We start from the raw sequence: 23,194 nt of genomic DNA, 5'->3' as shown, positions 1-23,194 counted from the left end.
GCCCTCCCCCCCGAGGTCACCGCCCGCTGGCAGGCCCGGTTCCGCGTCCCCCGGGTGTCGCTGCCGGACTGGGCGTTCGACGCCCCGGACCGCAACCTCTACAGCTCCGACGTCAGCGGCGTCGTCGAGCAGTACGCGTGGGACCGGTCCACCGGCACCCACCGGCAGGTGACCGACCGGCCCAACGGCACGCTGATCGGCACGCTCAGCCAGGACGGCGGGACCATCTGGTGGTTCGCCGACACCGACGGCGACGAGTTCGGCGTCTGGATGACCCAGCCGTTCGAGGGCGGGGATGACGCCGTCGCCGTCCCCGAGGTGGGGCCCGCCTACCCGGCGGGCCTCGAGCTCGGGCACTCGCTGGTCGCCATCGGCCGGTCGACGGACGACGGCAGCGAGCTGTGGGTGGCGCCCACGGACGGGACGCCCCGCGTCGTCTACCGGCACCCCGATCCGGCCTCGGTGGACGCGCTCACCCGCGACGACGAGCTGCTGGTCATCTCGCACTCCGAGCACGGCGACCCGCGCTACCCCGCGCTGCGCGTCCTGCGCACCGCCGACGACGCCGTCGTCGCGGAGAAGTGGGACGGCGAGGGCCGCGGCCTGCACGCGCTGGAGTTCGCGCCGCTGCCCGGCGACCGCCGGCTGCTGGTCGGGCACGAGCGACGCGGCCGGGAGGAGCTGCTGGTCTGGGACGTCGCCGCCGACACCGAGACCGAGCTCGTCCTCGACCTGCCCGGCGACGTCACCGCCGGCTGGTACCCCGACGGCTCGGCGCTGCTGGTCGGCCACGACCACGCCGCCCGCAGCGAGCTGTACCGCTACGACCTGGCCAGCGGTGCGCTGGAGAAGCTGGACACCCCGCCGGGCGTCGTCCGTGGCGCCACGGCCCGGCCCGACGGCACGGTGGAGCTCGCCTGGTCGAACTCCGAGCTGCCGCCGGTGATCCGGCGGGCGGACGGCCCCGTCGTCCTGACGGTGAGCGAGGAGGAGCCGCCCGCGGCCTACCCGGTGGAGGACCGCTGGGTGCCCGGTCCCGGCGGTGAGATCCACGCGCTGCTGGTGCGGCCGGCCGGCGAGGGCCCGCACGCGACGGCGTTCCTGGTGCACGGCGGCCCCGAGGCGGCCGACGACGACTCCTACCGCGCCCGGCGGGCCGCCTACGTGGACGCCGGCTACGCGGTCGTGCACGTGAACTACCGGGGCTCCACGGGCTACGGGTCGGCCTGGCGCGACGCGCTCACCGGGCGGCCGGGGCTGACCGAGCTGGAGGACGTCGGCGCGGTGTACGACGCGCTGGTCGCCGAGGGCGTCGTCGACCCGCGGCGGGCGATCCTCTCCGGGGGCTCCTGGGGCGGGTTCCTGACCCTGCTGGGGCTGGGCACGCAGCCCGAGCGCTGGGCGGCCGGCATCGCCGAGGTGCCCGTCGCGGACTACCTGGCCGCCTACGAGGACGAGATGGAGGGCCTGCGGGCCTACGACCGGGCGCTCTTCGGCGGCTCACCGGAGGAGGTGCGCGACGTCTACGTGCGCTCCTCCCCCATCACCTACGTCGACGCCGTCGCCGCCCCGGTGCTGGTGGTCGCGGGCGCCAACGACCCGCGCTGCCCGATCCGGCAGATCGACAACTACCTGGGCGAGCTGGAGCGGCTGGGCAAGCCGCACGAGGTCTACCGCTTCGACGCCGGCCACGGCTCGCTGGTCATCGAGGAGACCATCCGCCAGGTGGAGGTCGCGCTGTCCTTCGCCCTCCGCCACGTGCGGCCGTGACGCTGTCGTCCTCCGGACGACACCGCGGCCAGGAGCCGTCCCCAGCTGGGACGAGCGCGTCCCTCCGCCCGACCGGGAGGCCTCCGGCCCCCGCGCTCGGTCGGATCGATCAGCGCTTCGCGGCGATGAGCTCCGCGATCTGGACGGTGTTGAGCGCGGCACCCTTCCGCAGGTTGTCGTTGCTCACGAAGAGCACCAGCCCGCGGCCGTCGTCGACGCTCTGGTCCTGCCGGATGCGGCCCACGTAGCTGGGGTCGCGACCGGCGGCCTGCAGCGGGTTCGGGACGTCGGAGAGCTCCACGCCGGGTGCGGCCCGCAGCAGCTCGGTGGCCCGCTCGACCGACAGCGGCCGGGCGAACTCGACGTTGAGCGACAGCGAGTGCCCCGTGAACACCGGCACCCGCACGCAGGTGCCCGCCACCCGCAGGTCGGGGATGCCGAGGATCTTGCGGCTCTCGTTGCGGAGCTTCTGCTCCTCGTCGGTCTCGAACGAGCCGTCGTCGACGACGGAGCCGGCCATCGGCAGCACGTTGAACGCGATCGGGGCGACGTACTTGACCGGGTCGGGGAAGGCGACGGCGGACCCGTCGTGGGCGAGCGCGTCGGCCTTCTCGACGACGGCCTTCGCCTGGCCGTGCAGCTCCTCCACGCCGGCCACGCCGCTGCCGGAGACCGCCTGGTAGGTGCTGGCGACGATGCGGGTCAGCTGCGCCTCGTCGTGCAGCGGCTTGAGCACCGGCATCGCGGCCATGGTCGTGCAGTTGGGGTTGGCGATGATCCCCTTGCGGATCTCGCCCAGCGCGTGCGGGTTGACCTCGCTGACGACCAGCGGGACGTCGGGGTCGCGCCGGAACGCCGAGCTGTTGTCGATCACGGTCACGCCGGCCTCGGCGAACCGCGGCGCCTGCGCCCGCGACGTGGTGGCCCCCGCGGAGAAGATCGCGATGTCCAGGCCCGTCGGGTCGGCGGTGGCGGCGTCCTCGACGGTGATCCCGCCACCGGCCCAGGGCAGCGTGCTGCCGGCCGAGCGGGCGGAGGCGAAGAAGCGCAGCTCGGCGAGCGGGAAGGACCGCTCCGCGAGCAGGTCGCGCACGACCCGGCCGACCTGCCCGGTCGCGCCGACGATGCCGACGCGCAGCCCAGCGTTGGTGCTCATCGTCCCGTCCCTCCGTAGACCACGGCCTGCGCCTCGTCGGTGCCCAGGTCGAAGGCGTCGTGCACCGCGCGGACGGCGATGTCGACGTCGGTGTCGCGGCACACCACGGAGATGCGGATCTCCGAGGTGCTGATCAGCTCGAGGTTCACCCCGGCGTCGGCGAGCGCGCCGAAGAACTTCGCCGAGACGCCGGGGTGCGAGCGCATCCCGGCGCCGACCAGGCTGACCTTGCCGATGTGCTGGTCGAAGCTGACGTCGGTGTAGCCGACGGTGTGCTTGACCTTCTCCAGGGCGGCCAGGGCGGTGGGCCCGTCGCTCTTGGGCAGCGTGAAGGAGATGTCGGCGAGCTTGCTGGCCTCGGCCGAGACGTTCTGCACGATCATGTCGATGTTGACCTCGGCGTCGGCCAGGACGCGGAAGATCTGCGCCGCCTCGCCCGGCCGGTCCGGGACCCCGAACACGGTGATCTTGCCCTCGGAGCGGTCGTGCGCGACGCCGGAGATGATCGCCTGTTCCACGGTGAGGTCCTCCATCGAGCCGGTCACGGTCGTGCCGGGGAGCTGGGAGTAGGAGCTGCGGACGTGCACGGGGATGCCGTAGCGGCGGGCGTACTCGACGCAGCGGAGCATGAGCACCTTCGCGCCGGAGGCCGCCAGCTCGAGCATCTCCTCGTAGGTGATGGTGTCCAGCCGCCGGGCGTTGGGGACGATGCGCGGGTCGGCGGTGAAGACGCCGTCGACGTCGGTGTAGATCTCGCAGACGTCGGCGTTCAGCGCGGCGGCGACGGCGACGGCGGTGGTGTCCGACCCGCCGCGGCCGAGCGTGGTGATGTCCTTGGTGTCCTGGCTGACGCCCTGGAAGCCGGCGACGATCACGACCGAGCCCTCGTCCAGCGCCGACTTCAGCCTGCCCGGGGTGACGTCGATGATCCGCGCCTTGCCGTGGCTGGACGTGGTGATCACGCCGGCCTGCGACCCGGTGAAGGAGCGCGCCTCGTACCCGTGCTCGGAGATGGCGATGGCGAGCAGCGCCATGGAGATCCGCTCACCCGCGGTCAGCAGCATGTCGAGCTCGCGACCGGGCGGGGTGTCGGTGATCTGGCTGGCGAGGTCGAGCAGCTCGTCGGTGGTGTCGCCCATCGCGGAGACCACGACCACGACGTCGTCGCCGTTGTTCTTGGCTGCGACGATCCGCTCCGCGACGCGCTTCATGTGCTCTGCGGAGGCGACGGACGAGCCGCCGTACTTCTGGACGACGAGGGCCACGGGACATGAGGCTACCGAGGTCCTCCACGAGCCGGGCGCTTGCATCCGGCCGCCGGGGCGGTTGTGATCACCGGGTGGACGATCCGAGCCGCTGGCTGCTCACCTCCGAGGAGCGCGACAACCTCGGCGCCGCCGTCCCGGCCTGGACGGAGGGGAACCTGGTCCGCCCCCTGGTGCACGGGTCGGTCTACTTCGACCGGCTCGTCGAGGTGGTCGAGCAGCTGGGTGAAGGTGACCGGCTGTGGTTCACCGACTGGCGCGGTGACCCCGACCAGCGGCTGCGGCCCGACGGGCCGACCGTGGACGAGCTGTTCAGCGCCGCATCGCGCCGCGGGGTGGACGTGCGCGGCCTGGTGTGGCGCTCGCACACCGACGCCCTCTCCTACAGCAAGGAGCAGAACCGGTCGCTGGACCGGGAGATCGAGGAGGACGGCGGGAAGGTCGTGCTCGACCAGCGCGTCCGCCGGGTCGGCAGCCACCACCAGAAGATCGTGGTCGCACGGTGCCCCGCGGACCCGTCGCGCGACGTCGCGTTCGCCGGGGGCATCGACCTGTGCCACAGCCGCCGCGACGACGGGCGGCACCACGGCGACCCGCAGGCGGTCGACATGCACTCCGCCTACGGCCCCACGCCGCCGTGGCACGACGTCCAGGCCGAGGTCCGCGGACCGGCGGTGGCCGCCCTGGAGACGGCGTTCCGCGAGCGCTGGGACGACCCGACCAGCCCCGTCCAGGGCAACCCGATCGCCTACCTGGTCGACCGGTTCCGCCGGGCCCGGCTGGACCCCGCGCCGCTGCCGCCCGAGCTGCCGCCGCCCCCGCCCGCCGGGCCGCACCTGGTCCAGATCCTGCGGACCTACCCGAAGATCCTCCCCCGCTACGACTTCGCCCCCGAGGGGGAGCGCTCGGTGGCCCGCGGCTACTCGAAGGCGGTGCGCCGCGCCCGGCGGCTGATCTACCTCGAGGACCAGTACATGTGGTCCGGCGAGGTCGCGCAGCTGTTCGCCGACGCCCTGCGGGACCACCCCGACCTGCACCTGGTGGTGGTCGTGCCGCGCATCCCCGACCAGGAGGGTGCGTTCAACGCGACGCCGCAGTACGTGGGCCGCCGGCAGGCGATCGACCTCTGCGTGCAGGCGGGCGGTGAGGACCGGGTGCACGTCTTCGACGTCGAGAACCACGCGGGGACGCCGGTCTACGTGCACGCGAAGGTGTGCGTCGTCGACGACGTCTGGGCGTGCATCGGCAGCGACAACTTCAACCGCCGCTCGTGGACCCACGACAGCGAGCTGTCGACCGCCGTCCTGGACACGACGATCGACGTGCGGGAGCCGCTGGACCCGGCGGGGACCGGTGACTGCGCGCGCACGCTGGCGCGCGACCTGCGGCTGGAACTGGCGCGCGAGCACCTGGACCTCGATCCAGACGGCGGCGAGGACGCCCTGCTGCTGGACCCCGACCGCTTCGTCGCGACGCTCGAGCAGCGCGCGGCGGCGCTGGCCGAGTGGCACGAGGGCGGCCGGAAGGGCCCGCGCCCGCCCGGGCGGTTGCGGCCGCACCGCCCGGAGAAGCTCGCCTGGCACACCCGGCTGTGGGCCACGCCGGTCTACCGGCTGCTGGTCGACCCCGACGGCCGCCCGCTGCGCCTGCGGCTGCGCAAGCGGTTCTGACCGCCCGCTGCGCGGCACAGGTCCCCCGCCGGGCACCCCGCAGCCAGGAGGCACCCCGTCCGGCTCGCGGCGGCTGTCCACAGGCGGCCGGCTCCTCCACCGTCCCGCTCGCGGGAGCCCGACCGGTGCAGGGCATCCGGACAGTGGCGCGGTGCAGCGAGATCCGTTCGACCTACCGGGCCTCCTGCGGCGCATCCGCCGGCAGGCCGACCTGTCCCAGCGGGAGCTGGCCGAGGCGTGCGACCTCTCCCAGTCCGCAGTGGCCCAGGCCGGGACCGGGCGGCGGGACCTGCCGGCGACCGCGCTGGCCAGGGCGGCTGCGCTCGGCCGGCTCCGACTGGTCCTGCTGGACGAGGACGGGGCCGAGGCCCCGCCGATGTCACCGGGGGCGACGACGGCGGGCGGCCGTTCCACCCCGACGGCTGCCCCTGCCGCTGCGCCGTGGGCTGAGCGTGCTCCTGCGCCCCCGGCCGGCGCGCTGCTACCGTGGCGGCGTGCGCGGCAGCCTCCTGCTTACCCGCCGCGGCGAGGCCCTCTCCTAGGTCGGCCCCCTCGCCGCGGTGTCCTGGCGTCCCCGGCGTCCGCTGACCGTCCCGGAGCCCGTGCGCACCCCCCGCGCACGGCACCCGCCACAGGAGCCCTCCCATGAGCGAGACCCACCCGCACGCCCGCCACCCGCAGCAGCCCTCCGGCATGCCGATCCACCGCTACGCGCCCTTCACCCCGGTGGTGCTGCCCGACCGCACCTGGCCCGACAGGATCACGACGCAGGCCCCGCGCTGGTGCGCCGTCGACCTGCGCGACGGCAACCAGGCGCTGATCGACCCGATGACGCCCGACCGCAAGCGGCGGATGTTCGATCTGCTCGTACGCATGGGCTACAAGGAGATCGAGGTCGGCTTCCCGGCGGCCAGCCAGACCGACTACGACTTCGTCCGCCAGCTGATCGAGGACGACCTGATCCCCGACGACGTGACGATCCAGGTGCTCACCCAGGCGCGCGACGAGCTGATCGAGCGCACCTTCGAGTCCCTGCGCGGCGCCAAGCAGGCGATCGTGCACCTCTACAACTCGACCTCCACCCTGCAGCGGCGGGTCGTGTTCGGCCTCGACCGGGCCGGGATCGTCGACATCGCCGTCCACGGCGCCCAGGTGGTGCGCAAGCTCGCCGAGCAGATGGGCGAGACCGACATCCGCTTCGAGTACTCCCCCGAGTCGTTCACCGGCACCGAGCTCGACTTCGCCGTCGAGATCTGCAACGCGGTCATGGACGTCTGGGAGCCCACGCCCGAGCGCCCGACGATCATCAACCTGCCGGCGACCGTCGAGATGGCCGAGCCGACGGTCTACGCCGACCAGATCGAGTGGGTGCACCGGAACATCGGCCGCCGCGACTCCGTCGTGCTGAGCCTGCACCCGCACAACGACCGCGGCACCGCCGTCGCCGCCGCCGAGCTCGGCTACCGCGCCGGCGCCGACCGCATCGAGGGCTGCCTGTTCGGCAACGGCGAGCGCACCGGCAACGTCGACCTGGTCACCCTGGGCCTGAACCTGTTCAGCCAGGGCATCGACCCGCAGATCGACTTCTCCGACATCGACGAGATCCGCCGCACCGTCGAGTACTGCAACCAGCTGGGCGTGCACGAGCGGCACCCCTACGGCGGTGACCTGGTCTACACCGCCTTCTCCGGCTCGCACCAGGACGCGATCAACAAGGGCTTCAAGGCGCTGGAGGCCGACGCGGCCGCCGCCGGCGTCCCGGTGGAGCAGCAGACCTGGGCGGTGCCGTACCTGCCGATCGACCCCAAGGACGTCGGCCGCAGCTACGAGGCCGTCATCCGGGTGAACAGCCAGTCCGGCAAGGGCGGCGTCGCCTACATCATGAAGACCGAGAACCACCTGGACCTGCCGCGCCGGCTGCAGATCGAGTTCAGCGCGGTCGTCCAGCGGCACACCGACGACGAGGGCGGCGAGGTCACCGCCCAGCAGATGTGGACGGCGTTCAGCAACGAGTACCTGCCCGACCCGGCCGCCCCGTGGGGCCGGTTCTCCCTCACCGGGCACCGGCACACCGCGCACGGTGACGGACAGGTCGACGAGATGGTCGTCGAACTGGTCGACGCCGGCGTCCCGGTGACCGTCGAGGGCCGCGGCAACGGCCCGATCGCGGCGTTCGTCGACGCCCTGAAGAGCCTGGACGTCGACGTCCGCGTGCTCGACTACGCCGAGCACGCGATGTCCGCCGGCGGTGACGCCCGGGCCGCCGCCTACGTCGAGTGCGCCGTGGGCGACCGGGTGCTGTGGGGCGTGGGCATCGATCCCAACATCGTCACCGCCTCGCTGCGGGCGGTCGTCTCCGCGGTCAACCGCGCCGAGCGCTGATCCGGCGGGGACGGGGCGCGCGGCTCAGCGCGCCCCGTCCTCCCGGCGCTCCTCGCGGCGGCTCTCCGCGAGCGCCTGCCCCGGGTTCTCCGGCGGGGCGTCGGCCGGCTCGTCACCGCGGTACACCCGGTCCGGCCGCCGCTCGGAGCGCAGCTCGTCGACCAGCAGCCGGTCCCGGCGCACGTGCCGCCGTCGGTAGGCGACCCGGCTGATCATGTGCGCGCTCACCGGCGCGGTGAGCATCTGGAAGGCGGCGACCAGCAGCAGCATCCACGTCGCCGACCAGCCCTGCAGGCGGATCGCCGCACCGACCATGATCAGCAGCACGCCCAGCACCTGCGGCTTGGTGCCGGCGTGCATGCGGGTGAGGACGTCGGGGAAGCGCAGCAGCCCGAGCCCCGCGGTGAGGCACAGGAAGGAACCCAGCAGCAGGAAGACGATGGCGATGACGTCGGCCGCCGTCCGCAACCCGGTCATCGTCCCGCCTCCGCGTCCCGGGCCGCCCGTTCCTCGGCAGACTCCGGGAGCCCCACGTCCTGGCCGTCCGTCGTGGACCGGAGCAGCATCCCGCCGATGTACCGGGCCACCGACACCGAGCCGACGAAGGCCAGCAGCGACACCACCACGAGCACCGGGACCACGGTCGGGTCCCGCTGCAGGCCCGCGTGGACGGCCAGCCCGGCCGCGATGATCACCAGCAGGGTGTCGGTGGCCACCACGCGGTCGAGCAGCGAGGGGCCGATGCCCAGGCGGACCAGCGCCAGCAGCGCGCCGACCCCCAGCAGCCCGTACCCGAGCCAGAAGACCACGGTCACGGCGTCCTCCGTCCCGCCCGCGGCAGCTCCTCGCCGGGTGCGAGCCCGAGCGCCGCGATGTCGTCCGGCGAGCCGAAGGCCCGCACCACCCGCTCCTCCTGGGCCAGCACGGAGGCGCGCTGCCGCTCGACGTCGGCCTCGTGGCGCACGTGCAGGATGTGCAGCCCGAGCGTCCGGCGCTCCCGGTCCAGGTCGATGACCATCGAGCCGGGCACCAGGGTCAGCGACTCGGACAGGATGGTGAGCAGCAGGTCGGAGTCCGTGCGCAGCTGCACCGTGACGATCGCGCTGCGGTCGATGCCCGACGGGCGCACGGTCTGCCACGCCACGAGGGCACCGGAGCTGACCAGGTCCACCACGAAGTAGGACAGGAAGCGCACGAACGCGATCGGCCGGACGCGCGCCCCGCCTTCGACCGGGGGCAGGGGCAGGAGCAGCGTGACGGCGAGCGCGACGACGACCCCGCCGAGCAGGTTGGCCCACGACCAGGTGCCCCAGAGCAGGTTCCAGACCAGCACCAGCCAGACCAGGAGCGGGAGCTGGTGCCGCAACCGGTGCGTCGCCGCGGGCGCGGGGTCGCCGGTCACGGGACCTCCTCCCCGCCGAAGACCGACGAGATGTAGGGGCCCCGGTCCAGCAGGTCCCCGGCGGCCCGGCCGGCGACGTCGTACAGCGGCCCGGCCAGGGCTGTCAGGGCGACGGTCACCACCACCATCGCGGCGGTCGACCCGACCATCACCCGCGGCAGCGGCTGTCGCGGCCGCTCCCGCTCGTCGTCGTCCCCGAGCCCGTCGGTGGGCGGCGCCGTCGCCGTCGCCACGGCGGTGTGCCGCTCCCAGGCCGCCCGCCGGGCCTCCGCGCGCCCGCCGGCCGCGGTGCCCACCGGCTCGTCCTCCGTGGCCGGCTCCTTCTCCGCGACGGGCTGCTCCTGCTCGGCCGGGCCCGGGACCGGCCCGGGTGCGAGCTCGGGCCCGGCGTCGGCCGCCGCGGCGTCGTCGGTGTCACCGAGCGGCGACTGGGTCGCGGGCCGCCAGAACGCCCGGTTCCAGACCCGGGAGATCGCCAGCAGGGTCAGCAGGCTGGTGACCGCCCCCCCGCCCACCAGCACGAGCGGGAGCCACCCCCCGTCGGCGATGCCGGCCTCGAGCAGGCCCAGCTTGCCGATGAAGCCCGAGAACGGCGGGATCCCGGCCAGGTTCATCGCGGGGATGAAGAACAGGACCGCCAGCACCGGGGACGCCGCCGCCAGCCCGCCGAGCCGGTCGACGCCGGTGGAGCCGCCCTGCCGCTCGACGAGGCCGGCGACGAGGAAGAGGGTGGTCTGGATCGCGATGTGGTGGACGACGTAGAAGATCGCCCCGGCCAGCCCGGCCTGGGAGGCCAGGGAGATGCCGAACACCATGTACCCGATGTGGCTGACCAGGGTGAAGGAGAGGATCCGCCGGATGTCGGTCTGGGCGACCGCTCCCAGGATGCCGATCAGCATGGTGGCCAGCGCCGCCCACATGAGCACCGTGTCCAGCGCACCGCCTGGGAACAGCAGCGTCTGCGTGCGGATGATCGCGTAGACGCCGACCTTGGTGAGCAGGCCGGCGAACACCGCGGTGACCGGCGCGGGCGCGGTCGGGTAGCTGTCGGGCAGCCACGCCGACAGCGGGAAGACCGCCGCCTTGATGCTGAAGGCGATCAGCAGCATCGCCTGGAGCAGCAGCTGGGTGCCCTCCGGCAGCTCCTGCAGCCGCACGGCCAGCTGCGCCATGTTCACCGTGCCGGTCGCCCCGTACACCAGCCCGATCGCCGCCAGGAACAGCAGCGAGCTGAGCAGGCTCACGATGATGTAGGTGACGCCGGCCCGGATGCGCGGCGCCGAGCCCCCGAGCGTCAGGAGCACGTAGCTCGCGGTCAGCAGGATCTCGAAACCGACGTAGAGGTTGAAGAGGTCACCGGCGAGGAACGCGTTGGCCACGCCGGCGATGAGCACCAGGAACGTCGGGTGGAAGATCGAGATCGGCGTCTCCTCGTCGCCGTCGGCCGCGCCCTGGCCGACGGCGAAGACGAGCACCCCGAGCGCCACGGTGGCGGCGACGACCAGCATCAGCGCGGACAGCCGGTCCACGACGAGCACGATGCCGAGCGGCACCGGCCACCCGCCGACGGAGATCGCGTCCGCGCCGTCGGCGTCGGCGAGGAGCAGCAGCGCGACCGAGACGGCGAGCACCGCGGACAGGACGACGACGCTCAGCGTCCGCTGCACCCGCGGGTGCCGGCCGCCGACCAGCAGCGCCGCCGCCGCCCCGAGCAGCGGCAGCAGCACCGGCAGCGGCGTGAGGACGCGGATCACCGCTTCCTCCGCCGGGTCGGCGGGAGGTCCACGTCGTCGGACGGGATCCCGGAGTACTGCCGCGCCAACCCGCGCTCGGCGTCGGTGTCCCGCTCCCGGTCGGCCGCCAGCGTGTCGGCGTGCATGGCCGGCCGGTCCTCGGGCGCCAGGTCGTCGGGGTCGATGTCGTCGGCGTCGGTGTCGGAGCGGCGGGCGATGCGGCGGTCCTCCTCGTCGACCTCGATCACCTCCTGCCGCACCAGCCGCCAGGACCGGTAGATGATCGCCAGCACGAACGCCGCGATCCCGAAGGTGATCACGATCGCGGTGAGGATCAGCGCCTGCGGCAGGGGGTCGCTCATCTCCTCCGGCTCGGCGTACCCCAGGATCGGCGCCAGCCCGGCGGCCCCGCCGGCCGACAGCAGCAGCAGGTTGGTGGCGTTGCCCAGCAGCAGGAAGCCCAGCAGGACGCGGGTGAGGCTGCGGTCCAGCAGCAGGTAGACGCCGGCCGCGTAGAGGCCGCCGATGATCACCGGCAGGACGACGGTGGGGGTCATCGGAGGACCACCTCTCCCGGTGCGACGTCGATGGGGTCGTCCTCGTCGACCTGCCGGTCCAGCTCCGCCCCGAGGCTGCGCAGGATGTCCAGCACCAGCCCGACGACGATCAGGTAGACGCCGATGTCGAAGAACAGCGAGGTCACGAGCTTGACGTCGCCGAGCACCGGCAGCGTGGTCTCGAGGATCGCCGTCTGCAGCACGTCGGCGCCCAGCGCCAGCCCGACGACGCCGGTGCCCCCGGCGAAGAGCAGCCCGACCCCCAGCAGCAGGCCGGGGTCCACCGGGGCGGCCTCGCCGAGCTCGTAGCGGCCGCCGGCGAGGTAGCGCAGGACCAGGGCCAGGCCGGCGACCAGGCCGCCCGCGAAGCCCCCGCCCGGCTCGTTGTGCCCGCTGAACAGCAGGAAGAGCGAGAAGACCAGGATCGTGTGGAACAGCACCCGGGTGATGACCTCGAGGATCACCGACCGCCGCTCGGGTGCCAGCACCGCGGAGGCGGCCAGCCACTGACCGCGGGGCGCCCGGCGCGAGGAGCGCTGCTGCCGCGCCAGCTGCACGGGGTCCAGCCGGTCGACGACGCCGGTGCGCCGGCGCAGGAACACGAGGCTGGCCACCCCGGTGGCGGCGACCACCACCAACGAGATCTCCCCGAGGGTGTCCCAGGCCCGGATGTCGACCAGGGTCACGTTGACGACGTTCTCACCCCCACCGAAGTCGTAGGCGGCTTCGGGGTGGTCCACCGAGACCGGCGTCGCGGTGCGGGCGCTCAGCGCCACCGCGCCGGCGGCGGCCATCAGCGCGCCGACCGCCACGGCGAGCAGACCGCGGCCGACCCGTTCCCGCGGACGGTGCCGCTCGGTGATGTCCTTGGGCAGCTTGCGCAGCACGAGCACGAAGACGACCAGCGTCAGCGTCTCGACCAGGAACTGGGTGAGGGCGAGGTCGGGGGCGCCCTGCAGCGCGAAGAGGACGGCCAGCCCGTACCCGGTGACGCCGACGACGAGCACCGCCGAGAGCCGCTGGCGGATCCGCAGCGCCATGGCCGCGGCGAGCAGCACCACCGCCCCGACGAGGGCCTGGATCGGGCTGTCCCACGCCCGCCACTCCCCCGGCCACGGCGCCTGGAACAGCAGGATCGACCCCGGCAGCGCGAGGACGACGACGAGGATGGTGCCCAGGTAGGCCGGCAGCGACCCGCGCTGCGTCGTGCCCGTGACCAGGACCGCGAGCCGGTCGAGCGCCTGGAGGGTGTTCCAGTACCCCTCGTCCGCGGAGGCGCCGACGGCGAGCCGCCGCTGCGTGCGGAAGACCGCCGAGCGTGCGGCGAACAGGGCCGCGCCGCCGAGCAGGGTGAGCGCCGACAGCGCCAGGGCCGGCTGCCAGCCGTGCCACAGCGCCAGCTTCTCCACCTCGGGGACGAGCAGCGGCAAGGTGTCGGCGTAGCGGGCGACCAGCGGCTCCAGCAGCGGGCTGGCCGGCCCGGCGAGCAGCCCGGTCAGCGCCAGCGTCGCCGGCGCGGCGAGGAACAGCGCGCCCGGGGGATGCACGAGCTCGGCGGGCTCGGTGGGGTCGAGCCCCGGCTTGCGGGCGAAGGCGCCCCACAGGAACCGGGCGGTGTAGCCGGCCGTCAGGGCCGAACCGAGGACCAGGCCGGCGAGGACGACGACGGCGGCGGTCCGGTCGGGCAGCCCGCCCTCCCACAGCGCGGTGAAGGCCGCCTCCTTGCCCACGAACCCGAGCAGCGGCGGGAGGCCGGCCATCGACGCCGCGGCCAGCGTGCCGATCGCCGCCAGGACCGGCAACCGCCGCCCCAGCCCGGAGAGCTTGCGGAGGTCGCGCAGCCCCGTGGCGTGGTCGATGACGCCCACGGTGAGGAAGAGGGTGGACTTGAACAGGGCGTGGGCGAGCGTCATCGCCAGCCCGGCGGCGGCCAGCTCCCGGCTGCCCCCGCCGACGAGCACCATGAGGAAGCCGAGCTGGCTGACCGTGCCGAAGGCCAGCAGCAGCTTCAGGTCGTTCTGCCGCAGCGCGCGGTAGCCGCCGACCAGCATCGTGGCCACACCGAGGCCGAGGACGACCGGCCGCCAGCCGGGCACGTCGGCGAACCCCGGCGCGAGCCGCGCCACGAGGTAGATGCCGGCCTTCACCATGGCGGCGGCGTGCAGGTAGGCGCTGACCGGGGTCGGCGCCTCCATGGCGGCGGGCAGCCAGAAGTGGAAGGGGATCATCGCCGACTTGGTCACCGCGCCGGCGATGACCAGCATCGTCCCGGCCACCAGCAGCGGGCCGCTCCCCGGGTCGGCGACCACCTCCGAGAGCAGGTAGCTGCCGCTCGTCTCGCCCAGCATGATCAGCCCGACCAGCATGGCCAGGCCACCCGCCGTGGTGAGGATCAGCGCCTGGCTCGCCGCCCGCCGGGCGGCCAGCTTGGTCCCCGACCCGCCGATCAGCAGGAACGAGAAGACGGTGGTGAGCTCCCAGAACACGTAGAGCATCAGCAGGTCGTCGGCCAGGACGAGGCCCAGCATGGAACCGGCGAACGCCGTCAGGTTGCCCGCGAACCGCGGCGTCGCCTCGTCGTGGGGCTCGAAGTAGCGCGCGCAGTAGACGAGCACCAGGGCGCCGACCCCGGTGACCAGGAGCGCGAAGGTGAGCGCCAGCGCGTCCAGCCGCAGGGCGATCTCCAGCTCCAGCGCCGGCACCCACGGGACGGTCTCGGCCACCTCGCCGCCGCCGGTCACCCGCCCCAGCTGGGCGAGCACCCAGACGAACCCCGCCGCCGGCACCAGGGCCAGCGCGAGGAACGCCGTCCGCCCCCACCAGCGCACGAGGACGGGCGCCAGGACGGCGGCCACCAGATGCAGGAGCAGGAGTGCGAGCACGGGTCTCCGGGAGTCTCGGTGGGCTCGGGGACGACCACAGACGTCCAGGGACGACCGGCGGTGATCTCAGGTTAGTGCCGGACCTCGGCGTCCGCCCGGCGTGAGCAGCCCGCTCTCGTAGGCGAAGGCCACCGCCTGCACCCGGTCGCGCAGGCCCAGCTTGAGCAGCACCCGGCTCACGTGGGTCTTGACCGTCGCCTCGCCGAGGTGGAGCCGGGCGGCGATCTCGGCGTTGGAGAGCCCTGCGGCCACCAGCGCGAGGACGTCGGTCTCCCGGTCGGTCAGCGTGCGCAGCGCGGCAGCCCGCCCCGGGTCCGGCGCGGGCGCGGCGGCGAAGGACTCGATCACCCGCAGCGTCACCGCCGGGTCGAGCAGCCCCTGACCGGCGGCGACCGTGCGCACGGCGGCGACCAGGTCCTCGGGCGGGGCCACCTTGAGCAGGAAGCCGCTCACCCCGGCGCGCAGCGCCGCGGACACGTACTCGTCCTCGTCGAAGGTGGTCAGGACGACGACGCGGGTGGGGAGCTCCTCGGCGAGGATGCGCCGGGCCGCCTCCAGCCCGTCCATCCCGGGCATGCGGACGTCGAGCAGGACGACGTCGGGGCGCAGCCGGGAGACCGCGCGGACGCCGTCGGCACCGTCGGCGGCCTCGCCCACCACCTCGATGTCCGGCTCGGCGGCCAGCACCATGCGCAGCCCGGTGCGGACCATCGCCTGGTCGTCGACGAGCACCACGCGGATCACGCCGGCACCGTCTCGCCGAGCGTGGCCGCACCGGCCCGGGTCGCGCCGCCGCGTGCCGGCAGCGGGAAGACCGCCCGCACCCGGTAACCGCCGCCCCGCACGGGGCCGACGTCGAGGTGCCCGCCGGCCACGCCGGCCCGCTCCCGCATGTGCAGCTGGCCGTGACCACCGAGGCCGGCCGGCGCGGGCGGTGGCACGGGCACGCGCGCCCGGCCGTCGTCGGTGACGGTGACGGTGAGCCGGTCGGGCGTCCAGCCCAGCTCGACGCGGGTGGCGGCGGCGCCGGCGTGGCGCAGCACGTTGGACAGCGCCTCCTGCACGATCCGCACGGCCGAGACGTCGACCAGCTGCGGCAGCTCGACCGGCCAGCCGGTGACGACCAGCTCGACCGGCATCCCGCCGGCCCGCAGCTCGTCGAGGAGGGGCTCGAGCCGGCTCAGCGAGGGCTGCGGCGCGGGTGCGCCGCCCGAGCCCTCGCGGAGGATGCCCACGACCCGCCGCATCTCGTCCACCGAGTCGCGACCGAGGCGCTCCAGGCCGCGCAGCACCTCCTGGGCCTCGGGGTGGTCGGGCAGCAGCCGGCGCAGGCCGCCCATCTGCAGCACCATCACGCTCACCGCGTGGGCCACCGAGTCGTGCACCTCCCGGGCGATGCGGGCCCGCTCGGCGACCGCGGCCGAGGCGGCGACCGCCTCCTGCTGCTCGGCCAGCCGGGCGGCGAGCACCTGCAGCTCGGTGGCGCGGCGCCGGGACTGCGCCACGAGGCTGCCCACCGCGGCGGCCGCGCCGAGCACCAGGACGTAGAAGATCGATTCCCAGGGGTTGGGTGCCAGCACCGATCCCAGCACGGTGGCCAGGACCATGGAGACCGCCGCCGTCGCCGCACCGCGCCGCGCCGGGAGGACCGCGACGGCATGGCCGACCAGCAGCCCCATGCCGACCAGCTGGGCGCCCCCCGGACCGGGCGCGCCGCCGAGCAGGTTCACCGCGACGGTCACCGCGCCGAGCACGGCGGTGGCCGCAGGCCGGCGGGGGCACGCCGCGAGCAGCAGGGCCACCAGGACGCCGGGGGCGGCCAGCGCGAGGCTGTGCTCGAGCCCCTCGAGCAGCCACTCGGCCAGCGAGAGCGCCCCCACCAGGCCGCCCACCGCCGGCCAGAAGAGGTGTCGGGCGGTCGGGGAGCCGGTCCAGCGGGGCATGGCGCGCACGCTATTGGCCGCACGGCCCCGCAGGCATCCCCCTCGCGGCCGAACGCGCGGCCCGGCGCGTCCCCCGCACGACGGACCCCGGTCGGTGCGCTCGGGCGGATGCCCCGGACCCCCACCGGTTCCTAGCTTCTGGGCCATGACCTCGAACCTCGTCTCCCCCAGCGCCACGACGACCGCCGACACCGTCGACGGGCGGCCCGTCCGGTCCGCCGGCTCGCGGCTGCTGCCGATCGCCGGCGGCGCGCTGATCGCCGGCTCCCTGCTCTACGTCGCCGGCATGGCGACCTCCCCGCCGCAGGCCTCCATGGCGAACGAGGACTACCTCGCCGCGCTCGCCCGCGACGAGGGCCGCACGGCGCTCTCGGCGATGCTGCTGCACTACGGCAACCTCGCCCTCGCGCTGGCCTGGCTCGCGGCGCCGGCGCTCGTCCGCGGTCGCCGCGGCAGCGCCACGACGATCACCGGGGCGCTCCTGTCGGCGATCGGGCTGGTGAGCGTGACCGTCCTGGTGCTGTTCGACCACTGGACCGGGGCCATCGGCCGCGAGCTGGACCCGGCGACCGCGCTGGCCCTGTTCGAGGACGTCTCCGGCTCCGCGGCGGTCGGCGTCGCGGGCACCCTGACCCTGCTCGGGCTGCTCGGCCCGCTGGTGGTCTACGCCGGGCTGGCCCGCGCCGGCGTCACCAGCTGGTGGCTGCTCGTCCCGGCCCTGGCGGCGCTGGGGCTGTCCGCCTCGATGGCCTTCGAGCCGCTGCCGTTCGCGGCGTTCGCGCTGGTCGGCGCCGTCCCGGCGGTGGTGATCGGGCTGCGGATGATCCAGCGGCACCGCGCCGAGACCGCGACCGCGACCGCCTGACCACCCCGGCCACGATCAGGTTCCCTGGTCATCGAGCGTCCTCCCTCGCCGTGCACCGTGAGGGAGGACGCTCTGCGGTGAGGGAGGACGGCGGCCGGCGCGCCGAGGGACGACCGCGGACGTGCCGCTCAGCCCTCCGCGGTCTCCGCGGCGGCCAGCCACTCCTCCTCGACCTGCTCCTTCTCCGCCTGCAGCTCCTTAAGCCGGGCGTCGAGCTCGGCCGCCTTGGCGTAGTCGGTGGCGGCCGCGGCGAGCTGCTCGTGCAGCTTCTTCTCGTCGGCGTCCAGCTTGAGCATCCGCCGCTCCAGCTTGGCGGCCTCCTTCTTCGCCGCCCGCGCCTCGGCCGCCGACACCGCCGGGGCCGACGTCGAGGGCGCGCCCACCGGACGTGGGCCGTCGCTGCCGGCCGCGGTGGTCAGCGGGGCACCACCGGCGGCCCGGCGGCGCAGGTACTCCTCGACCCCGCCGGGGAGCTCGGCCAGCGACCCGTCGCCGAGCAGCGCCACGACCTTGTCGCAGACCCGGTCGACGAAGTAGCGGTCGTGGCTGACCACCAGGACGGTGCCCGGGAAGCTGTCGAGCAGGTCCTCGAGCGCGGTCAGGGTGTCGATGTCCAGGTCGTTGGTGGGCTCGTCGAGGACCAGCACGTTCGGCTCGGCCATGAGCAGCCGCAGCAGCTGGAGCCGCCGCCGCTCGCCACCGGAGAGGTCGCCGACCGGCGTCCACTGCCGGTTCGCCGCGAAGCCGAACCGCTCGGCCAGCGACGAGGCGGAGATCTCCTGGTTGCCGATCCGGGCCACGCGGGCGACCTCCTGCACCGCCTCCACCACGCGCAGGGTCCGGGGCAGCTCGGTGACGTGCTGCGACAGGTAGGCCGGCGCCACGGTCTGCCCGACGACGACGGTGCCGGCGTCCGGCTCGGTCTCGCCCACCAGCAGCCGCAGCAGCGAGGTCTTGCCCGCCCCGTTGACGCCGACGATGCCGATCCGGTCGCCCGGGCCGACGTGCCAGGTCAGGTCCCGGAACAGGGTCCGCGGACCGTCCTCGGTGGGCACGGCGTAGTCGACGTCCTCGACGTCGTAGACCGTCTTGCCGAGGCGCCGGGCGGCGAACCCCTTCAGCGCCATCGAGTCGCGCGCCGGCGGCTCGTCGGCGATCAGCGCCTGGGCGGCCTCGATGCGGAACCTCGGCTTGCTGGTCCGCGCCGGCGGGCCGCGGCGCAGCCAGGCCAGCTCCTTGCGCACCAGGTTCAGCCGGCGTTCCTCGGTGACCGAGGCGATCCGCGCCCGCTCGGCCCGGGCCAGCGTGTACGCCGAGTACCCGCCGTCGTAGGAGTGGACGTCCCCGTCGGCGACCTCCCACGTGGTGGTGCAGACCTCGTCGAGGAACCAGCGGTCGTGGGTGACGACGACCAGGCCGCCGCTGCGCTGCTTCACGTACCCGGCGAGCCAGGCCACGCCCTCGACGTCGAGGTGGTTGGTGGGCTCGTCGAGCACCAGCAGGTCCAGCGGCCGGATGAGCTGGGCGGCCAGGGCCACGCGGCGGCGCTCGCCACCGGACATGGGGGCGACGGGAGCGTCCAGGCCGAGCCGGTCGAGCTCCAGGCCGGTGAGCACCGAGCGGACGGCCGGGTCGCCGGCCCACTCGTGCTCGGCGGCGAACATCGACGGCGGCAGCACGACGTCGCGCACCGTCGTCCCGGGCGGGAGGGTGCCGGACTGGTCGAGCACCCCCATCGCGAGGTCACCGCGGCGGGTCACCCGGCCGGAGTCCGGCTCGTCGGCGCCGGTGATCAGCGAGAGCAGCGTGCTCTTGCCACCGCCGTTGCGGCCGACGATCCCGATGCGCTCGCCGGCGGCGACGCCGAGCGAGACGTCGTCGAGGACCACGGTGGTGCCGTGCGCCTTGTGCACCCGCTCGAGGTTGACCAGGTTGACGGGGGCGCTCATCGGCTGCGGGGAGGAGTCATGGGCCCCCAGTATCCGACGCCCGCTCCCCCCGGGACCACGGCGGTCCCGGTATCGAGGGAAGACACGGCGCGTCCCCGGGGTTACGCTGACACTAGTTGAGCCCTCAACCAAGGAGGCCGGCATGCCCGCCGTGACCGTCGAGGACACCACCACCCTGCCGCGCGTCCCGCTGCCCGCACCCCGCACGGTGCGCCGCCGCACCCGCTCGGTCACGACGGCGCCCTCGGGCTTCGAGGGCGAGGGCTTCCCGGTGCGCCGCGCGTTCGCCGGCGTCGACCTGCGCGCGCTCGACCCCTTCATCCACATGGACCAGATGGGTGAGGTCGAGTACGCCCCCGGCGAGCCCAAGGGCACCTCCTGGCACCCGCACCGCGGCTTCGAGACCGTCACCTACCTCATCGACGGCACGTTCGAGCACGCCGACTCCCACGGCGGCGGCGGGACGATCAGCAACGGCGACACCCAGTGGATGACCGCCGGCGGCGGCGTCCTGCACATCGAGCGGCCGCCGGAGGAGCTGGTCGTGAGCGGCGGCCTGTTCCACGGGCTCCAGCTCTGGGTGAACCTGCCGCGGGCGCAGAAGTGGGTCGAGCCCCGCTACCAGGACCTGCGCGCCCGGGAGTCGGTGCTGCTCGCCAGCGCCGACGCCGGTGCGCTGCTGCGGGTGATCGCCGGCGAGGTGGGCGGGCACACCGGCCCCGGCTCGACGTACACCCCGATGGCGATGGTGCACGCGACCGTGGCCCCCGGCGCGACGCTGGACCTCCCGTGGCGGCCGGACTTCAACGCGCTGGTCTACGTGCTCTCCGGCGCCGGCTCGGTCGGCATCGACGGCGCCCCGGTGCGCACCGGCCAGCTCGCGGTGCTCGGCCCCGGCGACACGGTGACCGTGCGCGGCGCCGTGCACCAGGAGTCGCGCACGCCGGCCCTCGACGTCGTGGTCCTGGGCGGGCGGCCGATCAACGAGCCGATCGCCATGTACGGCCCCTTCGTGATGAACACGGCCGACGAGGTGCGGGACGCGTTCGCCGACTTCCGGGCCGGCCGGCTCGGCTCGATCCCGGCGCAGCGCGTCGAGGGACCGGTTCCACACGCCGCCGTCCGGGGCGAGACTGGCTGACGGCAAGGCCCCCACCCGCCGCCTGCTGCCCGTGTCGAGATCACGGGATCTCGGCGTATCCAGCCCCCGTGGCCGCCGAGATCGCGCGATCTCGGCGGAGGAGGGAATGCGAACCGCCATGAGCAACCTGGAACCGCGTCCACCAGCCCGCGACATGGGCGGGCTGGACGGCACCACCGCCGGGCCCGCGCTGGACCTGCTGCCCGGCAAGGAGGTGCTGCTCGGCGAGAGCACCCGCGTGCGCCGGTTGCTCCCGACGCTCGGCCGGCGGATGGTCGGCGCCTGGGTGTTCGTCGACCACTACGGGCCCGACGACATCACCTCCTCCCCCGGCATGCAAGTGCCTCCGCACCCGCACACCGGGCTGCAGACCGTCTCCTGGCTGCTGGAGGGCGAGGTGCACCACCGCGACTCGCTCGGCAGTGACGTGCGGTTCCGCCCCGGGGAGCTGGCGCTGATGACGGCGGGGCACGGGATCGCCCACTCCGAGCAGTCACCGGCGACCCACCCGCGCTTCCTGCACGGCGCCCAGCTGTGGGTGGCGCTGCCCGACGGCGACCGCGAGGTCGCGCCGCACTTCGAGCACCACGCCCAGCTGCCCGGCTTCAGCTCCGACGGGCTGACCGCGACGGTGCTCATGGGCTCGTTCGGCGGGGTGACGTCACCGGGGCGGGCCTACACCCCGCTGGTCGGCGTCGACCTGGCGCTCGCCGGCGGCGCAGACGTGGAGGTGCCCCTGGAACCCGGTTTCGAGCACGGTCTGCTGACCTCCTCGGGGTCGGTGACGGTCGACGGCGTCCCGCTCGAGCCGGGCGCGATGCTCTACCTCGGGACCGGACGGCGGACGCTGCGGGTGCGCGCCGGTGCGACGTCCCGGCTGCTGCTGCTCGGCGGCGAGCCGTTCGAGGAGCGCCTGGTCATGTGGTGGAACTTCATCGGCCGGTCGGGTGAGGAGGTCGCGGAGTACGCCGAGCAGTGGAACGCCGAATCGCGGCGCTTCGGCACCGTCGTCGGCTACGACGGGGACCGGCTGGCGGCCCCGCCGCTGCCCCCGGTCGCGCTCCGGCCGCGCGGCCGCGTCCGCTGAGGGAGGCTGCGCTCATGACCGACTCCACCGGGCCCGACCCCCGGTTGCTGCAGTTCGTCGCCGGCCGGCGCTGGGGCGTGCTGACCACGATCAAGCGCGACGGCCGCCCGCAGCTGTCCAACGTCGGCTACGCCTGGGACGACGGCCTCGTCCGCGTCTCGGTGACCGCCGACCGCGCGAAGACCCGCAACCTGCAGCGCGACCCCCGGGTGACGCTGCACGTCTCGTCGGAGGACTTCTGGTCCTGGGTCGCCGTCGAGGGCACCGCCGAGCTCACGCCGGTGGCGCAGGAGCCGCACGACGCCACCGTCGAGGAGCTCGTCGCCTACTACCGCGGCATCTCCGGCGAGCACGAGGACTGGGACGAGTACCGGGCCGCGATGGTCGCCGACCGGCGGCTGGTCGTGCGGTTCCGCCCCGAGCACGCGTACGGCCAGCTGAGGGGCTGACCCGGCCCCGCCGGTGCGCCCCGTTCGCACCGGCTGCCGGGCACCGATCACCCGGCGGGGAGCTCCATGACCGAGAACGACGCGCCCCACGGGTCGGCGAGCACCGCGAACCGGCCGTACTCGGTGTCCTCCGCCGGGAGCAGGACCTTCCCGCCCGCGGCCGTCACCGTGGCGACCGCGCCGTCGGTGTCGCTCACCGCGAAGCAGGTGGCCCAGCCCTTCGGCGCCCCGGGGACGACGCCGCCGAGCCCGCCCAGCGGGTCCCCGTCGGTGGCGAAGGTCGTGTAGCCCTCACCGCCGGGGACCTCCTCGAACCGGAACCCGAAGACCGCGGCGTAGAACTCCCGGGCCGCGGCCGGGTCGTCGGCCGCCAGCTCGTTCCAGACCAGCGAGCCCGGCTCGTTGTAGCGCTGCACCCCGGCGTGCTCGCCGGCCTGCCACAGGCCGAACGGGTTGCCCTGCGGGTCCAGCGCGATGGCCATCGTGCCGAACGGGCCGACCGCCATCGGCTCCACGACGACCGTGCCCCCGGCCTCCCGGATGCGGGCCGCCGCGGCGGCCGCGTCGTCGGTCGCGAAGTAGGTGGTCCACCGGGGCGGGTCGTCCGGATCCTGCTGCGGCCCCATCCCGGCCACCGGCCGCCCGTCCTTCTCCGCGTCGAGGTAGCCGCCGAACTCGGGGTCACCGCCGGTGAACTGCCAGCCCAGCAGGCCGGCGTAGAACTGCTTGGCCGCCTCCAGGTCGGCGGCGCCGTAGTCGACCCAGCTGGGGGTGCCGGGCGGCCAGGGGGTCTCTCGGGTGGGCATGGTTGCCTCCTCCTGTGTGGGGGAGGTCACGGTCCCACCGGGCACCGACAGTTCGGCAGGTCAGAACGTCCCGCCGCCGACCTGGAGGCGGCCAAGCAGTTCTACGCCGGCCTGCTGGGCTGGCAGTTCACCGGCGG

The 23,194-nt window shown here is 74.4% G+C and carries 20 protein-coding genes; 8 read left to right on the top strand and 12 right to left on the bottom strand.

Annotated features, from left to right (window positions below; translation table 11 throughout):
- The coding region (locus tag E9549_RS18310; RefSeq protein WP_236828031.1) for a prolyl oligopeptidase family serine peptidase at positions 1 to 1,770 on the top strand (1,770 nt) is incomplete at its 5' end.
- Between the two features lie 109 nt (positions 1,771 to 1,879).
- On the opposite strand, the gene E9549_RS18305 is transcribed toward E9549_RS18310, so the two are convergent.
- Both E9549_RS18305 and E9549_RS18300 read right to left on the bottom strand, forming a co-directional pair.
- Positions 1,880 to 2,926 (bottom strand): aspartate-semialdehyde dehydrogenase, encoded by a 1,047-nt coding sequence (locus E9549_RS18305; protein WP_236828030.1) that lies wholly within the window; start codon positions 2,924 to 2,926, stop codon positions 1,880 to 1,882.
- A complete protein-coding gene (locus E9549_RS18300) occupies positions 2,923 to 4,191 on the bottom strand; it encodes an aspartate kinase (RefSeq protein WP_236828029.1) in 1,269 nt (422 codons plus the stop codon). Before E9549_RS18300 ends, E9549_RS18305 begins: the two co-directional genes overlap by 4 nt.
- 74 nt (positions 4,192 to 4,265) lie before the next feature.
- Here E9549_RS18300 and E9549_RS18295 point away from each other — a divergent pair, with 74 nt between their 5' ends.
- The 3 genes from E9549_RS18295 to leuA all read left to right on the top strand — a co-directional run bounded on the left by E9549_RS18295 (position 4,266) and on the right by leuA (position 8,243).
- Positions 4,266 to 5,861, top strand: a complete 1,596-nt coding sequence (locus tag E9549_RS18295) for a phospholipase D-like domain-containing protein (protein WP_236828028.1) — start codon at positions 4,266 to 4,268, stop codon at positions 5,859 to 5,861.
- Positions 5,862 to 6,012: 151 nt separating this feature from the next.
- Entirely contained in the window at positions 6,013 to 6,510 is a 498-nt protein-coding gene (locus E9549_RS24535) for a helix-turn-helix domain-containing protein (protein WP_374201459.1), read from the top strand.
- Positions 6,507 to 8,243, top strand: coding sequence for a 2-isopropylmalate synthase (leuA, locus tag E9549_RS18290; RefSeq protein WP_236828027.1), 1,737 nt, complete (start codon positions 6,507 to 6,509; stop codon positions 8,241 to 8,243). Before E9549_RS24535 ends, leuA begins: the two co-directional genes overlap by 4 nt.
- 24 nt (positions 8,244 to 8,267) lie before the next feature.
- On the opposite strand, the gene mnhG is transcribed toward leuA, so the two are convergent.
- The 8 genes from mnhG to E9549_RS18250 all read right to left on the bottom strand — a co-directional run bounded on the left by mnhG (position 8,268) and on the right by E9549_RS18250 (position 16,760).
- Complete coding sequence (gene mnhG / locus E9549_RS18285; protein WP_236828026.1) at positions 8,268 to 8,720, bottom strand: monovalent cation/H(+) antiporter subunit G; 453 nt, start codon at positions 8,718 to 8,720, stop codon at positions 8,268 to 8,270.
- Positions 8,717 to 9,058: a monovalent cation/H+ antiporter complex subunit F gene (locus tag E9549_RS18280; RefSeq protein ID WP_236828025.1), complete on the bottom strand. Its 342-nt coding sequence runs from the start codon at positions 9,056 to 9,058 to the stop codon at positions 8,717 to 8,719. Before E9549_RS18280 ends, mnhG begins: the two co-directional genes overlap by 4 nt.
- Complete coding sequence (locus E9549_RS18275; RefSeq protein WP_236828024.1) at positions 9,055 to 9,645, bottom strand: Na+/H+ antiporter subunit E; 591 nt, start codon at positions 9,643 to 9,645, stop codon at positions 9,055 to 9,057. The genes E9549_RS18280 and E9549_RS18275 overlap by 4 nt, the downstream gene beginning before the upstream one ends.
- A complete protein-coding gene (locus E9549_RS18270) occupies positions 9,642 to 11,399 on the bottom strand; it encodes a Na+/H+ antiporter subunit D (protein ID WP_236828023.1) in 1,758 nt (585 codons plus the stop codon). The genes E9549_RS18275 and E9549_RS18270 overlap by 4 nt, the downstream gene beginning before the upstream one ends.
- Positions 11,396 to 11,935 (bottom strand): Na(+)/H(+) antiporter subunit C, encoded by a 540-nt coding sequence (locus E9549_RS18265; RefSeq protein ID WP_236828022.1) that lies wholly within the window; start codon positions 11,933 to 11,935, stop codon positions 11,396 to 11,398. The genes E9549_RS18270 and E9549_RS18265 overlap by 4 nt, the downstream gene beginning before the upstream one ends.
- Entirely contained in the window at positions 11,932 to 14,817 is a 2,886-nt protein-coding gene (locus tag E9549_RS18260) for a Na+/H+ antiporter subunit A (RefSeq protein ID WP_236828021.1), read from the bottom strand. The genes E9549_RS18265 and E9549_RS18260 overlap by 4 nt, the downstream gene beginning before the upstream one ends.
- 66 nt (positions 14,818 to 14,883) lie before the next feature.
- Positions 14,884 to 15,561, bottom strand: coding sequence for a response regulator transcription factor (locus tag E9549_RS18255; RefSeq protein WP_236828020.1), 678 nt, complete (start codon positions 15,559 to 15,561; stop codon positions 14,884 to 14,886).
- Positions 15,558 to 16,760, bottom strand: a complete 1,203-nt coding sequence (locus E9549_RS18250) for a histidine kinase (protein WP_236828019.1) — start codon at positions 16,758 to 16,760, stop codon at positions 15,558 to 15,560. Before E9549_RS18250 ends, E9549_RS18255 begins: the two co-directional genes overlap by 4 nt.
- Positions 16,761 to 16,905: 145 nt before the next feature.
- Between E9549_RS18250 and E9549_RS18245 the strand changes: the two genes are divergently transcribed.
- A complete protein-coding gene (locus E9549_RS18245) occupies positions 16,906 to 17,625 on the top strand; it encodes a hypothetical protein (protein ID WP_236828018.1) in 720 nt (239 codons plus the stop codon).
- Positions 17,626 to 17,753: 128 nt separating this feature from the next.
- Here the strand turns inward: E9549_RS18245 and E9549_RS18240 are convergent, their stop codons facing one another.
- Entirely contained in the window at positions 17,754 to 19,574 is a 1,821-nt protein-coding gene (locus E9549_RS18240) for an ABC-F family ATP-binding cassette domain-containing protein (RefSeq protein WP_236828017.1), read from the bottom strand.
- Between the two features lie 142 nt (positions 19,575 to 19,716).
- On the opposite strand from E9549_RS18240, the gene E9549_RS18235 reads away from it, so the two are divergent.
- The 3 genes from E9549_RS18235 to E9549_RS18225 all read left to right on the top strand — a co-directional run bounded on the left by E9549_RS18235 (position 19,717) and on the right by E9549_RS18225 (position 22,251).
- A complete protein-coding gene (locus tag E9549_RS18235) occupies positions 19,717 to 20,715 on the top strand; it encodes a pirin family protein (RefSeq protein ID WP_236828016.1) in 999 nt (332 codons plus the stop codon).
- A 118-nt stretch (positions 20,716 to 20,833) separates the two neighbouring features.
- Positions 20,834 to 21,802 carry a pirin family protein gene (locus E9549_RS18230; RefSeq protein WP_236828015.1) on the top strand — a complete coding sequence of 323 codons (969 nt, stop codon included), beginning with the start codon at positions 20,834 to 20,836 and terminating at the stop codon, positions 21,800 to 21,802.
- 14 nt (positions 21,803 to 21,816) lie between these two features.
- On the top strand, positions 21,817 to 22,251 hold the full coding sequence (locus tag E9549_RS18225; RefSeq protein ID WP_236828014.1) for a PPOX class F420-dependent oxidoreductase: 435 nt from the start codon (positions 21,817 to 21,819) through the stop codon (positions 22,249 to 22,251).
- A gap of 47 nt (positions 22,252 to 22,298) precedes the next feature.
- On the opposite strand, the gene E9549_RS18220 is transcribed toward E9549_RS18225, so the two are convergent.
- The gene (locus E9549_RS18220) at positions 22,299 to 23,057 is read right to left on the bottom strand and encodes a VOC family protein (RefSeq protein WP_236828013.1); all 759 of its coding nucleotides are present in this window, start codon (positions 23,055 to 23,057) and stop codon (positions 22,299 to 22,301) included.
- Positions 23,058 to 23,194 lie beyond the last annotated feature (137 nt).

Origin of the sequence: Blastococcus sp. MG754426 (genome assembly GCF_021699055.1) — a bacterium.
Classification (GTDB): domain Bacteria; phylum Actinomycetota; class Actinomycetes; order Mycobacteriales; family Geodermatophilaceae; genus Blastococcus.
This window is presented reverse-complemented; position numbering and strand designations above follow the sequence as displayed.